The 14,742-nt window shown below is 60.8% G+C and carries 12 protein-coding genes; 9 read left to right on the forward strand and 3 right to left on the reverse strand.

Translation table 11 applies throughout. The features are described from left to right. Positions 1–158: 158 nt before the first annotated feature. The 8 genes from AC3WQN_RS04045 to AC3WQN_RS04080 all read left to right on the forward strand — a co-directional run bounded on the left by AC3WQN_RS04045 (position 159) and on the right by AC3WQN_RS04080 (position 9,353). Positions 159–950, forward strand: coding sequence for a gamma-glutamyl-gamma-aminobutyrate hydrolase family protein (locus tag AC3WQN_RS04045; RefSeq protein WP_103398759.1), 792 nt, complete (start codon positions 159–161; stop codon positions 948–950). 38 nt (positions 951–988) lie between these two features. Continuing rightward, the gene (locus AC3WQN_RS04050) at positions 989–2,347 is read left to right on the forward strand and encodes a glutamine synthetase family protein (protein ID WP_103398760.1); all 1,359 of its coding nucleotides are present in this window, start codon (positions 989–991) and stop codon (positions 2,345–2,347) included. Positions 2,348–2,400: 53 nt separating this feature from the next. Continuing rightward, the gene (locus AC3WQN_RS04055; RefSeq protein ID WP_103398761.1) at positions 2,401–3,765 is read left to right on the forward strand and encodes an aspartate aminotransferase family protein; all 1,365 of its coding nucleotides are present in this window, start codon (positions 2,401–2,403) and stop codon (positions 3,763–3,765) included. Between the two features lie 172 nt (positions 3,766–3,937). Continuing rightward, the gene (locus AC3WQN_RS04060) at positions 3,938–5,050 is read left to right on the forward strand and encodes a polyamine ABC transporter substrate-binding protein (protein WP_103398762.1); all 1,113 of its coding nucleotides are present in this window, start codon (positions 3,938–3,940) and stop codon (positions 5,048–5,050) included. Between the two features lie 187 nt (positions 5,051–5,237). Continuing rightward, entirely contained in the window at positions 5,238–6,332 is a 1,095-nt protein-coding gene (locus tag AC3WQN_RS04065) for a polyamine ABC transporter substrate-binding protein (RefSeq protein WP_103398763.1), read from the forward strand. 74 nt (positions 6,333–6,406) lie between these two features. Next, positions 6,407–7,549 carry an ABC transporter ATP-binding protein gene (locus AC3WQN_RS04070; protein WP_095145963.1) on the forward strand — a complete coding sequence of 381 codons (1,143 nt, stop codon included), beginning with the start codon at positions 6,407–6,409 and terminating at the stop codon, positions 7,547–7,549. After that, positions 7,546–8,466 (forward strand): ABC transporter permease subunit, encoded by a 921-nt coding sequence (locus AC3WQN_RS04075; protein WP_095145965.1) that lies wholly within the window; start codon positions 7,546–7,548, stop codon positions 8,464–8,466. The genes AC3WQN_RS04070 and AC3WQN_RS04075 overlap by 4 nt, the downstream gene beginning before the upstream one ends. After that, positions 8,463–9,353, forward strand: coding sequence for an ABC transporter permease subunit (locus AC3WQN_RS04080; protein ID WP_095081811.1), 891 nt, complete (start codon positions 8,463–8,465; stop codon positions 9,351–9,353). The genes AC3WQN_RS04075 and AC3WQN_RS04080 overlap by 4 nt, the downstream gene beginning before the upstream one ends. A gap of 427 nt (positions 9,354–9,780) precedes the next feature. Here the strand turns inward: AC3WQN_RS04080 and AC3WQN_RS04085 are convergent, their stop codons facing one another. Beyond that, positions 9,781–12,192 (reverse strand): penicillin acylase family protein, encoded by a 2,412-nt coding sequence (locus AC3WQN_RS04085; RefSeq protein ID WP_103398764.1) that lies wholly within the window; start codon positions 12,190–12,192, stop codon positions 9,781–9,783. Positions 12,193–12,295: 103 nt separating this feature from the next. Continuing rightward, positions 12,296–12,874: a DUF6436 domain-containing protein gene (locus tag AC3WQN_RS04090; protein ID WP_103398765.1), complete on the reverse strand. Its 579-nt coding sequence runs from the start codon at positions 12,872–12,874 to the stop codon at positions 12,296–12,298. Between the two features lie 109 nt (positions 12,875–12,983). Between AC3WQN_RS04090 and bipL the strand changes: the two genes are divergently transcribed. Beyond that, the gene (bipL, locus tag AC3WQN_RS04095; RefSeq protein WP_103398766.1) at positions 12,984–13,931 is read left to right on the forward strand and encodes a phospholipase BipL; all 948 of its coding nucleotides are present in this window, start codon (positions 12,984–12,986) and stop codon (positions 13,929–13,931) included. A gap of 44 nt (positions 13,932–13,975) precedes the next feature. On the opposite strand, the gene AC3WQN_RS04100 is transcribed toward bipL, so the two are convergent. Further along, the gene (locus tag AC3WQN_RS04100) at positions 13,976–14,728 is read right to left on the reverse strand and encodes a DUF2059 domain-containing protein (protein WP_103398767.1); all 753 of its coding nucleotides are present in this window, start codon (positions 14,726–14,728) and stop codon (positions 13,976–13,978) included. Positions 14,729–14,742 lie beyond the last annotated feature (14 nt).

A 14,742-nucleotide genomic window follows, 5' to 3' on the forward strand; every position in this document is an offset into this window, starting at 1 on the left:
TTTTTGGGGCAGTTTGGGGCGTTTTTATGCCTTTCACTTCTTTCGTAGCAGCCTGTTTGAGCGGGCCGTGTTGTATTTTTTACGGGGGTGTTGTGTAAAAAAATGAACAAGGCTAAGCTCGATTCAAACCCATAACAGCAATAATACCGGGGTGCTTCATGTCTCGCCTGCCGTTAATCGGCGTCACCGCCTGCTCCAGGCAGATCGGTCTGCATGCTTATCACATCAGTGGCGACAAGTACGTTCGTGCAGTGGCCACGGCAGCTAGAGGCTTGCCGGTAATTGTGCCGTTGCTGCCGGAGCTGCTGTCCCCGTCCGATATTCTGGACGGTCTGGATGGCATCCTGTTTACCGGTTCACCTTCCAATGTAGAACCTTTTCACTATAGCGGGCCTGCGAGTGCGCCGGGAACCGCCCATGATCCTGCGCGCGATGCCACCACCCTGCCGTTGATTCGCGCCGCGGTGGCCGCAGGCATCCCGGTACTGGGAATTTGCCGTGGCTTTCAGGAGATGAACGTCGCATTCGGTGGCAGCCTGCACCAGAGCGTCCACGAGGCCGGTCCCTTCATGGATCACCGTGAAGACGACAGCCTGCCGCTGGAAGGGCAGTACGCCCCCAGCCACCCGATGCATATCCAGCCCGGTGGCGTGCTCGCGAGCCTGGGCCTGCCGAGCGTGATTTCAGTCAATTCGATTCATGGTCAGGGCGTTGAGCGTCTGGCGCCGGGCCTGCACATCGAGGCGTTGGCGCCCGACGGATTGATCGAGGCGCTGTCTGTCAAGGACGCAGAGATCGAGGGAGGCCAGGCTTTTGCCTTGGGGGTGCAATGGCACCCCGAATGGCAGGTAAGCTCCAACCCTCACTACCTTGCCATCTTCCAGGCATTTGGCGATGCCTGTCGCAAGCGGGCAATACAACGCGACGCGGACGCGTCAAACAACGCCTGACTCTTAATGAGGTCAGGAAACCCAGCCCAGAGGCATTTATGAGTAACAACCTCGACCAGCTCACCGATTGGTTGAAAGACCACAAGATCACAGAAGTCGAATGCATGATTGGCGACTTGACGGGGATCACCCGTGGCAAGATTTCGCCAACCAACAAGTTCATTGCCGAAAAAGGCATGCGCCTGCCCGAGAGTGTGCTGCTGCAAACAGTGACGGGCGACTATGTCGAAGACGACATCTATTACGAACTGCTCGACCCGGCCGACATCGACATGATCTGCCGTCCGGACGAAAACGCCGTGTTCCTCGTACCGTGGGCCATCGAACCGACCGCCCAGGTGATTCACGACACCTACGACAAGCAAGGCAACCCGATCGAGTTGTCGCCGCGTAACGTGCTCAAGAAGGTACTCAAGCTCTATTCCGACAAGGGTTGGCAGCCAATCGTGGCGCCGGAAATGGAGTTCTACTTGACCAAGCGTTGCGAAGACCCGGACTTCCCGTTGCAACCGCCAATTGGCCGTTCCGGCCGCCCGGAAACCGGTCGTCAGTCGTTCTCTATTGAAGCAGCCAACGAATTCGACCCATTGTTCGAAGACGTCTACGACTGGTGCGAACTGCAAGAACTGGATCTGGACACCCTGATCCACGAAGACGGCACGGCGCAGATGGAAATCAACTTCCGTCATGGCGACGCGCTGTCCCTGGCCGACCAGATTCTGGTGTTCAAGCGCACCATGCGCGAAGCAGCGCTCAAGCACAACGTGGCGGCGACCTTCATGGCCAAACCCATGACCGGCGAGCCGGGCAGTGCCATGCACCTGCACCAGAGCATTATCGACCTCGAAACTGGCAAGAACGTTTTCTCCAATGAAGACGGGACCATGAGCCAGCTGTTCCTCAATCACATCGGTGGCTTGCAGAAGTTCATCCCTGAGTTGCTGCCGCTGTTCGCGCCCAACGTCAACTCGTTCCGCCGCTTCCTGCCGGACACCTCGGCGCCGGTGAACGTGGAGTGGGGCGAAGAGAACCGTACCGTGGGCCTGCGGGTGCCGGATGCCGGGCCGCAAAACCGTCGGGTGGAAAACCGTCTGCCGGGCGCCGACGCCAACCCGTACCTGGCGATTGCCGCGAGCCTGCTCTGCGGCTACATCGGCATGGTCGAAGGCATCAACCCAAGTGCACCCGTGGTTGGACGGGGTTACGAGCGGCGCAACCTGCGTCTGCCGCTGACCATCGAAGACGCACTGGATCGCATGGAAAACAGCGCCACTATCGAGAAATACCTGGGCAACAAATTCATCACTGGCTACGTCGCGGTCAAGCGGGCCGAGCATGAAAACTTCAAGCGCGTGATCAGTTCGTGGGAACGAGAGTTCCTGTTGTTCGCCGTCTGATACGCCGGGTGCGGCCCTCAAAAGCCGCACTCTCACCTCATTAGGAGAGCTTTATGACCAGCAACAACCCGCAAACCCGTGCATGGCAAACCCTGAGCAACGATCACCACCTGGCGCCGTTCAGCGACTTCAAGCAGCTTAAAGAGAAAGGCCCGCGCATCATCACCAACGCCAAGGGCGTTTACCTGTGGGACAGCGAAGGCAACAAGATCCTCGACGGCATGGCCGGCCTGTGGTGCGTGGCCATCGGTTACGGTCGCGACGAGCTGGCCGATGCCGCCAGCAAGCAGATGCGTGAGCTGCCGTACTACAACCTATTCTTCCAGACCGCTCACCCACCGGTGCTGGAACTGGCCAAGGCCATCGCCGACATCGCCCCGGAAGGCATGAACCATGTCTTCTTCACCGGCTCCGGTTCCGAAGGCAACGACACCATGCTGCGCATGGTTCGCCACTATTGGGCGATCAAGGGCCAGCCGAACAAGAAGGTCATCATCAGCCGTAAAAACGGTTACCACGGTTCGACCGTGGCCGGCGCCAGCCTGGGCGGCATGACCTATATGCACGAACAGGGCGACTTGCCGATCCCGGGCATCGTGCACATCGCGCAACCGTACTGGTTCGGTGAAGGCGGCGACATGACACCGGATGAGTTCGGTATCTGGGCGGCCAACCAGCTGGAAGCCAAGATTCTCGAGGTCGGTGTCGACAACGTCGGCGCCTTCATCGCCGAGCCGATCCAGGGTGCCGGCGGCGTGATCGTTCCGCCAGAAAGCTACTGGCCGCGCATCAAGGAAATCCTTGCCAAGTACGACATCCTGTTCGTCGCCGACGAAGTGATCTGTGGTTTCGGCCGTACCGGTGAGTGGTTCGGTAGCGATTTCTACGACCTCAAGCCCGACATGATGACCATCGCCAAGGGCCTGACCTCCGGCTACATCCCGATGGGTGGCCTGATCGTGCGCGATGAAGTGGTCGAGGTGCTGAACGAAGGCGGCGATTTCAACCACGGCTTCACCTACTCCGGCCACCCGGTTGCCGCGGCAGTGGCGCTGGAGAACATCCGCATTCTGCGCGAAGAGAAAATTATCGAGCGCGTTCATGCAGAAACGGCACCGTATTTGCAAAAGCGTCTACGGGAACTGAGCGATCACCCGTTGGTGGGCGAAGTCCGTGGCGTCGGCTTGCTGGGTGCCATTGAACTGGTTCAGGACAAGGCCACGCGCAAGCGTTACGAGGGTAAGGGTGTCGGCATGATTTGCCGGCAGTTCTGCTTCGACAACGGCCTGATCATGCGCGCAGTGGGAGACACCATGATCATCTCGCCGCCGCTGGTGATTACACCGGCGGAAATCGACGAGCTGGTGACCAAGGCGCGTCAGTGCCTGGACTTGACCCTGAGTGCATTGCAACGCTAAGTGCTAGGCTCTGAGCGAAGGGGAATACAGGCCCTTTCGCTCAGGGAGATCAGAAAGCTTGGCCTTTCCTTGAAAGACCGCCACTGAACTTGCCAGACTAGCCATAGTTCCAGTTGCCCGGGTTCGGCCGCGGAACAGGTGGTTCAAAAAAGAACAATTTGGAGCATTACGCATGAAGGCACTAGGTAAAAAGCTCGGTGGCAAGACACTGCTCGCCATGTCCCTGCTGGGGCTGATGGCTGGCGCGGTCCAGGCTGATGACAAGGTACTGCACGTATACAACTGGTCTGACTACATCGCACCGGACACCGTCAAGAAGTTCGAAGACGAGTCGGGCATCAAAGTTGTCTATGACGTCTTCGACAGCAACGAAACCCTGGAAGCCAAGTTGCTGGCAGGCAAGTCCGGCTACGACATTGTCGTACCCTCGAACAACTTCCTGGCCAAGCAAATCAAGGCCGGCGTCTACCAGAAGCTGGACAAGTCCAAGCTGCCTAACTGGAAGAACCTGAACCCCGACCTGCTCAAGGCCGTCTCGGTCAGCGACCCGGGCAACGAACATGCCTTCCCGTACATGTGGGGCTCGATCGGTATCGGTTTCAACGCCGACAAGGTCAAGGCCGCCCTGGGTGCCGATGCACCGACCAACTCCTGGGATCTGCTGTTCAAGCCGGAAAACGCGGCCAAGCTGAAATCCTGTGGCATCAGTTTCCTCGACTCGCCCACCGAGATGATCCCGGTGGCGCTGCACTACCTGGGCTATCCGACCGACAGCCAGGACAAGAAACAACTGGCCGAAGCCGAAGCGCTGTTCCTGAAGATCCGTCCTTCGGTGGGCTACTTCCACTCGTCCAAGTACATCTCCGACCTGGCCAACGGCAACATCTGCGTGGCCGTGGGTTACTCGGGTGACATCTACCAGGCCAAGGCCCGCGCGGCTGAAGCCGGTGACAAGGTCAAGGTCAGCTACAACATTCCGAAAGAAGGTGCAGGCAGCTTCTACGACATGGTCGCCATCCCCAAGGATGCCGAGAACGTCGAGGGCGCCTACAAGTTCATGACCTTCCTGATGAAGCCGGAAATCATGGCTGAAATCACCAACGCCGTACGTTTCCCGAACGGTAACGCGGCCGCCACGGCACTGGTCGACAAAGACATCACCAGCGACCCGGGTGTTTATCCACCGGCGGATGTACTGGCCAAGCTGTATGCGATTGCCGACTTGCCGGCCGCCACCCAGCGGATCATGACCCGTAGCTGGACCAAGATCAAATCCGGTAAATAAGCCGGTTTGAAGCACTATCCTGTTGCCGTCGTCGCGCTGACGGCGGCATCAGGAACAATTAAATGACAGAAAGTTTTGCTGGATCGGTTTATCGAGGGTAAGTTGCGCGCCGGTTTTGTTGCTGGGCAGCCACGGCTGTCATGTAACGCTGGGCAACTTGGGCCCAACTATTTAAGAGGACCATCACTTGCCTATTTCTTTGTTTCGCAAAGCCATGCTGGTTGGCGCCGGCCTGACACTCGCCGTCAGTGTGCAAGCCGCACCCACCGTGCATATTTATAACTGGTCGGACTACATCGGCGAAAACACCCTGGCGGACTTCGAAAAAGCCACGGGCATCAAGCCGGTGTATGACGTGTTTGACTCAAATGAAACCCTGGAAGGCAAGTTGCTGGCCGGGCGTACCGGTTATGACGTGGTCGTGCCGTCCAACCACTTCCTGGGCAAGCAGATCAAGGCCGGGGCATTCCAGAAGCTCGACAAGTCGCAGTTGCCCAACTACGCCAACCTTGATCCGGTGCTGCTCAAGCGCCTGGAACAGAACGACCCGGGCAACCTGTATGCCGTGCCGTACCTGTGGGGCACCAACGGCATCGGTTACAACGTCGACAAGGTCAAGGCCGTACTGGGCGTCGACAAGATCGACTCCTGGGGTGTGTTGTTCGAGCCGGAAAACATCAAGAAGCTGCAAAGCTGTGGCGTAGCCTTCCTGGACTCCGCCGATGAAATGATGCCGACGGTCCTCAACTACATGGGCCTGAATGCCAACAGCACCAACCCCGAGGACTACAAGAAGGCGGAAGCCAAGCTGCTCGCGGTACGGCCTTACGTGACCTACTTCCATTCCTCCAAATACATTGCAGACCTGGCCAACGGCGACATTTGCGTGGCGATCGGTTTCTCCGGCGACATCTTCCAGGCCAAGGCGCGTGCAGCCGAAGCTGGCAAGGGCGTGAACATCGCGTACTCGATTCCGAAAGAAGGCGGCGCGTTGTGGTTCGACATGCTGGCGATTCCCAAGGACTCGTCCAACGTCAAGCAAGCCAATGCGTTCATCAACTACTTGCTCAAGCCTGAGGTGATTGCCCAGGTCAGCGATTACGTCGGCTATGCCAACCCGAACCCTGCGTCGGACAAGCTGATGGATCAGTCGATTCGCGAAGACGAGTCGGTGTATCCGCCACAAATGGTCCTCGACAAGACCTACGTGTCGGTCGAGCTGCCACCGAACATTCAACGCTTGATGACCCGCAGCTGGACCAAGGTCAAGTCGGGTAAATAGTGACAAAGGCTCAACCTATCCAAGGTTTCGCCCGTATTGGGCGAACTGCACTCTTTTTGTTGGGAGTTTCGTAAATGGCAGTTGCCTCCGGCGCCTATAAGAAAGCCCTCGAGGGCGACCAGACACCTAAGCAGGTGCTGGTCAAAATCGACCGGGTCACGAAGAAGTTCGACGAGACGATTGCCGTGGACGATGTGTCCCTGGAAATCAAGAAAGGCGAGATCTTCGCCCTGCTCGGCGGTTCGGGATCGGGCAAATCGACCTTGCTGCGCATGCTCGCAGGGTTCGAACGGCCTACGGAGGGACGCATTTTCCTCGACGGCGTGGACATCACGGACATGCCGCCGTACGAGCGCCCGATCAACATGATGTTCCAGTCCTATGCCCTGTTCCCGCACATGACGGTGGCGCAGAACATTGCCTTTGGCCTCAAGCAGGACAAGATCCCGACGGCCGAGGTCGACGCCCGAGTGGCCGAGATGCTCAAGCTGGTGCAGATGAGCCAGTACGCCAAGCGCAAGCCGCACCAGCTCTCCGGCGGTCAGCGCCAGCGTGTGGCCCTGGCCCGCTCCCTGGCCAAGCGCCCGAAGCTGTTGCTGCTCGACGAACCAATGGGCGCGCTGGACAAGAAACTGCGCTCGCAGATGCAGCTGGAGCTGGTGGAAATCATCGAGCGCGTGGGCGTGACCTGCGTCATGGTGACCCACGACCAGGAAGAGGCCATGACCATGGCCGAGCGCATCGCGATCATGCACCTGGGCTGGATCGCCCAGATCGGCAGCCCGATCGACATCTACGAAACCCCGACCAGCCGCCTGGTCTGCGAGTTCATCGGCAACGTCAACATCTTCGAAGGTGAAGTGGTGGACGACGCCGAGGGCCATGCGCTGATTACCTGCAAGGACCTGGATCGCAACATCTACGTGGGGCACGGTATCAGCACCTCGGTGCAGGACAAGTCGGTGACCTACGCGATTCGCCCGGAAAAACTGCTGGTCACCGCAGAAATGCCGACCTGCGAACACAACTGGTCGAGCGGCAAGGTGCATGACATTGCCTACCTGGGCGGGCACTCGGTGTTCTACGTCGAGCTGCCGAGCGGCAAGCTGGTGCAGTCGTTCGTGGCCAACGCCGAACGTCGCGGGCAGCGTCCGACCTGGGGCGATCAGGTCTACGTCTGGTGGGAAGACGACAGCGGCGTGGTACTGCGCTCATGAACATGCGAAAGCTCAAGCGCCGACTCAGTCGAATAATTCCCGGTGGCCGTCAGCTGGTCATCGGGGTTCCGTTCCTCTGGCTGTTCCTGTTCTTCATGTTGCCGTTCTTCATCGTGTTGAAGATCAGCTTCGCCGAAGCGGACGTGGCCATTCCTCCGTATACCGAGATCTATAGCTTCGTCGAGCAGAAGCTGCAGCTGCTGCTCAACCTCGGCAACTACGTGATGCTCAGCGAGGATGAGCTGTACATCGCCGCTTACCTCGGCTCGTTGAAGATGGCGCTGATCAGCACCATCCTCTGTTTGCTGATCGGCTACCCGATGGCCTATGCCATTGCCAGTGCGCGCAAGGAAATGCAGACCGTGCTGGTGCTGCTGATCATGATGCCGACCTGGACCGCGATCCTGATCCGCGTGTACGCGTGGATGGGCATCCTCAGTAACAACGGGCTGCTCAATGGCTTCCTGATGACCATGGGCTGGATCGACGAACCGCTGCAGATCCTCAATACCAACCTGGCGGTCTATATCGGCGTGGTCTATTCCTACCTGCCGTTCATGATCCTGCCGCTGTACGCCAACCTGGTGAAGCACGACACCAGTCTGCTGGAAGCCGCCTCGGACCTGGGTTCGAGCACCTTCAACAGCTTCTGGAAGATCACCGTGCCGCTGTCGAAAAACGGCATCATTGCCGGCTGCATGCTGGTGTTCATCCCGGTGGTGGGTGAGTTCGTGATCCCGGAACTGCTGGGCGGTCCGGAAACCCTGATGATCGGTAAAGTGCTGTGGCAAGAGTTCTTCAACAACCGTGACTGGCCGGTGGCGTCTGCCTTGGCTGTGGTGATGCTGGCAATCCTGATTGTGCCGATCATTCTGTTCAACCGCAGTCAGGCCAAGGAAATGGAGGGTAGAGAATGAAGCGCTTCCGTTTCTCCAGCCTGATGCTGGTGCTGGGCCTGTTGTTCATCTACCTGCCGATGCTGATCCTGGTGATCTACTCGTTCAACGCCTCGAAACTGGTAACGGTCTGGGGCGGCTGGTCGATCAAGTGGTACGTCGGCCTGCTGGACAACTCCCAGCTGATGGGTTCGGTGGTGCGCTCGCTGGAAATCGCCTGCTACACCGCGATTGCAGCGGTGGCCCTGGGCACCCTGGCGGCCTTCGTACTGACCCGGATTACCCACTTCAAGGGCCGCACGCTGTTCGGTGGCCTGGTCACCGCGCCGTTGGTGATGCCGGAAGTGATCACCGGCCTGTCGCTGTTGCTGCTGTTCGTGGCCATGGCGCAGATGATCGGCTGGCCGCAGGAGCGTGGCATCGTCACCATCTGGATTGCCCACACCACGTTCTGCGCCGCCTATGTGGCGGTGGTGGTGTCGGCGCGGCTGCGTGAGCTGGACCTGTCCATCGAAGAGGCGGCCATGGACCTGGGTGCGAAGCCGTGGAAGGTGTTCTTCCTGATCACCATCCCGATGATCGCGCCATCGTTGGCGGCGGGCGGCATGATGTCCTTTGCGTTATCCCTGGATGACCTGGTGCTCGCCAGCTTCGTGTCCGGTCCGGGTTCCACCACCCTGCCGATGGAAGTGTTCTCGGCGGTGCGCCTGGGCGTGAAGCCCGAGATCAACGCCGTGGCCAGCCTGATCCTGCTGGCGGTATCGATCGTGACCTTCCTGGTCTGGTTCTTCAGCCGTCGCGCCGAAGAAAACCGCAAGCGTGCGATCCAGCAAGCTATCGAGGAAAGTGCCGCCGATTCCTGGAAACAACCGGACGTGCGCCGGGCCCAGGCGCCGGAAGCGGCTTAAGCCCGCGGTACAAAAATCTATGGTCACCCCCACACCCTGCGAGGGCTACGCTTTCGCAGGGTGTGGGGGTGACCATCTCATTAACCTCGCTCCCGGTATCGGGCGCGAGGTTTTTTTACGTCTGCGGTTTGGCGTATCCGATGCCATGGGATTGCAGGTTTTGGGGCCGCGCGCGGCCCAGCGGGAGCAAGCTCCCTCGCCACAGAGGCGGGTATCAGCCGTTCAATGCATCATGGGCTTCCAGTGCCCGTAGCGAGTAAACGTACACAGCCTTGGCTTCATCCAGGGCCATGTAGGCCTTGGTCATTTTCGGGTTGCTGTTGCCCGGTCCGCCCGGACAGTCGTCCGGGCGTCGCCAATGAACGCCATCGACACACTGATCGCAGCTTTTTTCGGCATTGCCCGCGGTCCCGCAGGTTTGCCGCCGCTACTGCACGCCCCGCGCCGGCAGCAGTTTCAAGGTGCTGCGGGTATTGGCAGTCACTTCTTCTTCGCTGAAGTGCGCTTGATGGTAGATACCTTCGACATAGGCTTCGGCCTGGTCGGCGTAGTGCGGGTCGAACGGCACGCCGCTCTGGCCGACCGGGTTGATGGTCAGGCCGTGGGCGGGGTCGGCGAAATCGATGATGCGTCGGGTCGACGGGCCGTAGGTCACGGGCCACGGCGCCGGTCCGATCTTGGCCGAGAGGTTGTTCGGCACCTCATGAGTGCCGGGGGCCTCGAACGGGCCGACGTCGAAGATGCGCTCCAGGGGCTTTTGCGTGCCCAGCGGATGGTTATGGGTCAGGGTATGGGCCTTGCCCCATTGCCATTGGGAGGCATCCGGGCCGAGGGTGCTTTTCAGGTGCGCCAGGCTGGCATTCCAGGCGGCCTTGACCACGTCGGCACGGGTTTCCCTGACCGGTGTGGCGCGGTTGTCCCACCACGGTGAATCCGCGTTCGCCGCCAGCCGTGGCAGCGCGGCATCGATCACCCGGGTCGAGAGCAGGGTGTCGAAAAAGCTGTTGCCGAGTTCATCGTGCAGTGCGCCATCGGCCAGGTTGAACAGAAACTGGTTGAACAGCGTGGCGCTGACGGACTCCAGCGGGTAGTCGCCTTTCCACAGGGCCAGTTGTTCCACCCATTTCAGCTCCTGCGGGTCGCTGACCGCTTCACGCAATACCGGCAACAACGGCGCCAGGAGGCGAGGGCCGTAGCCCGTGGTGGTGCCCAGTTGCAGTTTCTGGGTGGCGTCGATGTCCCACTTCAGGTTCTTGTCGCTGAGCTGAAGGTTAAGCTGCTGGCCACGGTCGGCCAGGTTGTAGTAGCCGGGAATCTCCATGCCTGTCGGCGAGACCGGCTGGAAGTTGGCCGAGACGATGTAGCCGCGCGCCGGGTTTTCTTCCTGCGGGTTGGCGCTGAACGGGTAGAAGCCTTCTTTGTCGGCCTGGTGGGTGCTGCCGTCGAGGATGAAGCCAGGCTTGACCCCGGCCGGACGCTTGGGCAGTTGTGCCGCGGCCCACCAGCCGATATCGCCCTTGGCGTTGGCCCAGACGATGTTCAGCCCGGGTGCCTGCACCTTGGCGGACGCGGCGCGGGCCTTGGCCAGGGTGTCGGCGCGATTGAGCTGGTAGAAGCCTTCGAGGATCGGGTTCTGGGTGTCGAGGAACGCCCACCACATGGCGATCGGGGTCTTGCCGGCGTTGGCGCCGAGCACGTCGTTGATGATCGGCCCGTGGGGCGACTGGCGCAGGGTGAAGTTGACCGGCGCCTGGCCCTTCACGGCAATCTGCTGCTCGGTCGTGACCAGGTCGACCCACTTGTCGCGGTACCAGACCTGATTGGGATTATCCGGGTTGACCTTCTCGGCGATCAGGTCGAGGTCATCATTTTGGAACATCGTCAGGCTCCAGCCGAAGTCCAGGTTGTGACCCAGGAATGCGAAGGGCACCAGTGCCTGATGGTGACCATAGAGCTCCAGGCCCGGCGCCGACAGCTCGGCTTCGTACCACACCGCCGGCGTCGAGAAGCGAATGTGCGGGTCACCGGCCAGCAAGGGTTTGCCACTCTTGGTGTGGTTACCGGCAATTACCCAGGCGTTGCTGCCTTCGAATTGCGGCAGGCCGTTGTCGGCCAGCGCTTGCTCGCTCAGGCGGGCAATGGCGTTGAGGTCTTGCCAGTCACTGGCGCTGAGGGATGGGGCATTGGGGGTGTGCTGGTGGGCCAGCACGCCCTTGGGCTGCCAGTCGAGGTCGAAGATATTCAGGTAGTCGTGGCCTAACTGATCACGCACGTAGGTCATTACCGGTTCGGTGCGAAAGGCCGCGGCAAAGCTGTAGGCCATGTAGCCGGCGACGCTGACGCTGTCCTGCGCGGTGAACGGGCGCTTGCGGATGCCCAGCACGTCGAACTCCACCGGTGCGGCGTGAGTGTCCTGATACTGGTTGATCCCGTCCAGGTAGGCTTGCAGGGCCTTCCACGCCGGGGATTGCTTGTCGAGCGCGGCCACGTAGCTGTCGGCGCGCTCACGGATGCGCAGGCTGCGAAACAGCTTGTCGGTGTCGAGCAACTTGGGACCGAGGACTTCGGCCAGTTCGCCCCGGGACAGGCGGCGCATGGCTTCCATCTGGAACAGTCGGTCCTGGGCCTGCACATAGCCGAGGGTGCGGTACAGGTCGAGTTCGCTTTCGGCGCGAATGTGCGGCACGCCGCGCTCGTCGTAACGCACCGTCACCGACCCTTCCAGATGCTGCAACTGCACCAGGCCCTGACGCGAAGGCTGCTTGCTGTACACGTACCAGCCAGCGCCGACGATGAGGGCCGCAAGCAATGCAGCCAGTAGGGTCAGGACGCGTTTCATGGGAACTCCTTGTTCTTTTTATGGGTGCCGCCAGCCAGGGCGATCACATTTAGCACAGACCTTGTGCGTCGGGCATCACCTACCTTGAAAAGTCCTGAATGCCCTACTGCGGTTCACTGGCCCACGGGCAATAGCAGCCCACCGCCAGGGTGTGGGTGGCGCTGACGGGACGGTCTTCGCTCAGGGCTTGCAGGATGGGTTCGATAAAACTGTTGCTGGAGTTGCACGTCAGGCCTTCGCTGTAAGGCCCGAAATACGCCAGTTTGCCGCTGCGATCCCAGATCGCCACCGCAGGGCTGGCGGGGATCTGTTCCGAGCCTGGGAGGATTTCCAGGGTTTTCAGGCTGCTCAGGGTGCCGGGCAACTGCCCCTGGCTGCCAGGCTTCTGGACCGCGTAGAACTGCACGCCTTGTGGTGCGTAGTGCGTCAGCAGCTCGGCCAGGTGTTGTTGATTGCCGACGTTGCATGGGCACGCCGGGTCCCAGAAGTGCACGACGCGAATCGCACCGGGGCCGGCCAGGTGCTCGGGAAGGCGCAAGGGGTCGCCGGAAAATACCGCCGTGTGCGAGCTGAATGCCCGCAGGTAGCGCCCCTGAAACCAGTCGTACGCCGCCCACAGCACGCCGGCGCATATCAGGGCGAGCAGGGCGGCAAGCAATGTCGTGCGGGAGTGCGGGCGCATACGAAACCATCCTTGAAGGTCGCGTAGCTTGCCATGCTTGCCACGACAGATGAATATCGCAGGCCCATAAAGTCTGTTTCGCGCGCCGCGCTTTGCCTGGAAACCCGCCATGCCTGCCACCTTCGATCCCGATCACCTGCGCGCCAGCCTGCGGCCTCTGGCACAGGCGCAGCCGCTGTCGGTGGAGGCCCGGGCCTACCGGCATTTCTACGGGCTGGATTTCCCGGGGCGCACGCTGCGCACGGGGCTGGGCCGTTTCGAGGTGGACGGTTATGAACTGGTCAGCCAGCTCTGGTGGCCCGAGGGGGCGAAGGCGACGCTGTTTCTGTTTCACGGCTTCTATGATCACACCGGGCTGTACCGGCATGTGATCGAGTGGGCGCTGGATCAGGGCTTTGCCGTGATTGCTTGCGACCTGCCGGGGCACGGATTGTCCAGCGGCGAGCGTGCCAGCATCCGGGATTTTTCCGAGTACCAGGACACGCTGCAAGGGGTCTTCACCGAGGCGCGATCCGTTGACCTGCCACAGCCGTGGCATCTGTGCGGGCAGAGTACTGGCGGGGCGATCGTGATCGATCATGTGCTCAATCAGGGCGCGAACAGTCCGGCCCAGGGCCAGGTGATTCTGCTGTCGCCCCTGGTGCGGCCACGGGCCTGGGGCTGGTCGCAGTTCAGTTATTACCTGCTCAAGCCGTTCGTCAAAGGCATCGCCCGCCGCTTCAGCGAGAACTCCAGCGACCCGACGTTCTTGCCCTTTCTGCAGGCCGATCCGCTGCAGCCACAACGTTTGCCGACCGCCTGGGTCGGGGCGCTGGCGCGCTGGATCAAGCGCATCGAAGCGGCCCCGCGCAGCAGTCGTACGCCGTTGATCGTTCAGGGGCAGTCAGACATGACGGTGGATTGGCAGCACAACCTTGAGGTGCTGGCAGGCAAGTTCGAACGCCCGCAGGTGTTGAAACTGCCCTCGGCCCGCCATCATCTGGCGAACGAAACCCAAGCGTTGCGCCAGGAGTATTTCGGGTTTCTGACCAAGCGGATGAAGGGCTGGAATCGCTAGCGCCTGTTGCGATTTGCCGACAGCGGTCGTCCAGGCACCGAAGATTACGGGTTGAGGCTCGAGGTACTCTGGCCCACTGCCAACCCCGCGCGAATCGCCGCCAGTGCCGCCTGATAGTAAGCCTTGCCTTGCGGCGACTCGGCGAACGTGGCGAACTCTTCAAGCTCCGGATCGGACAGGTCGCGATACACGTAGAGCAAGGTGTTGTTCAGATCGCTGCCAATTTGCTCCATCAAGCGCTGGCGCTGGCCGTTCAACATGCCTTGGGCCTGACCGCCGCCGAGCAGGCCGGGAATCATCTGGCTCAGGCTGTCCGCCGCCACGCCGGCGATTGCCAGGCTGACTTCGGCACCGGCTTCGCGTGCGGGCAGGGCCTGGGCCAAGTGCCCGATGATCAACTGGCGGGTGTCGCTGGCTTCCATTTTCGGCAGGCCCTTGGCGTTTTTCGCCAACTGGTCGCGGCGGGTCGCGAGCAACTCGGCGGCGATGATCTTGCGCCCCAGCGGTGACTGGAAGAAGCTCAGCGCCGGTTTCGGATCCGGGAGGTTTTTGCGCAGTTGCGCTTCGGCGCGGCGATCCATGGCCTGCGGCGCAAAGCGTTGATTGCTGTTATTGACCAGTGCCTGGAACACTGCCGGCGGCAAGCTGCTTTGGTAGCGCTGCTGGGCGGCGGTCAGGGCATCGTTAAAATGCGCGCGCTGCTCGGGCCAACCGGCGACCTTGTATAACTGGTCGTGGCCGTCTGCCCAGGCGGGAAAAGTGCAGAGCATCAACAGTGAAAAAAGCAAACGGCGCATAGGGACTCCTGTCG

The organism is Pseudomonas sp. FW300-N1A1 (assembly GCF_058789115.1).

What these genes read in the sequence shown, in the direction of transcription:
- AC3WQN_RS04045 (WP_103398759.1), top strand. Translation starts at nt 159, where the DNA reads ATGTCTCGCCTGCCGTTAATCGGCGTCACCGCCTGCTCCAGGCAGATC.
- AC3WQN_RS04050 (WP_103398760.1), top strand. Translation starts at nt 989, where the DNA reads ATGAGTAACAACCTCGACCAGCTCACCGATTGGTTGAAAGACCACAAG.
- AC3WQN_RS04055 (WP_103398761.1), top strand. Translation starts at nt 2,401, where the DNA reads ATGACCAGCAACAACCCGCAAACCCGTGCATGGCAAACCCTGAGCAAC.
- AC3WQN_RS04060 (WP_103398762.1), top strand. Translation starts at nt 3,938, where the DNA reads ATGAAGGCACTAGGTAAAAAGCTCGGTGGCAAGACACTGCTCGCCATG.
- AC3WQN_RS04070 (WP_095145963.1), top strand. Translation starts at nt 6,407, where the DNA reads ATGGCAGTTGCCTCCGGCGCCTATAAGAAAGCCCTCGAGGGCGACCAG.
- AC3WQN_RS04075 (WP_095145965.1), top strand. Translation starts at nt 7,546, where the DNA reads ATGAACATGCGAAAGCTCAAGCGCCGACTCAGTCGAATAATTCCCGGT.
- AC3WQN_RS04080 (WP_095081811.1), top strand. Translation starts at nt 8,463, where the DNA reads ATGAAGCGCTTCCGTTTCTCCAGCCTGATGCTGGTGCTGGGCCTGTTG.
- AC3WQN_RS04085 (WP_103398764.1), bottom strand. Translation starts at nt 12,192, where the DNA reads ATGAAACGCGTCCTGACCCTACTGGCTGCATTGCTTGCGGCCCTCATC.
- AC3WQN_RS04090 (WP_103398765.1), bottom strand. Translation starts at nt 12,874, where the DNA reads ATGCGCCCGCACTCCCGCACGACATTGCTTGCCGCCCTGCTCGCCCTG.
- bipL (WP_103398766.1), top strand. Translation starts at nt 12,984, where the DNA reads ATGCCTGCCACCTTCGATCCCGATCACCTGCGCGCCAGCCTGCGGCCT.
- AC3WQN_RS04100 (WP_103398767.1), bottom strand. Translation starts at nt 14,728, where the DNA reads ATGCGCCGTTTGCTTTTTTCACTGTTGATGCTCTGCACTTTTCCCGCC.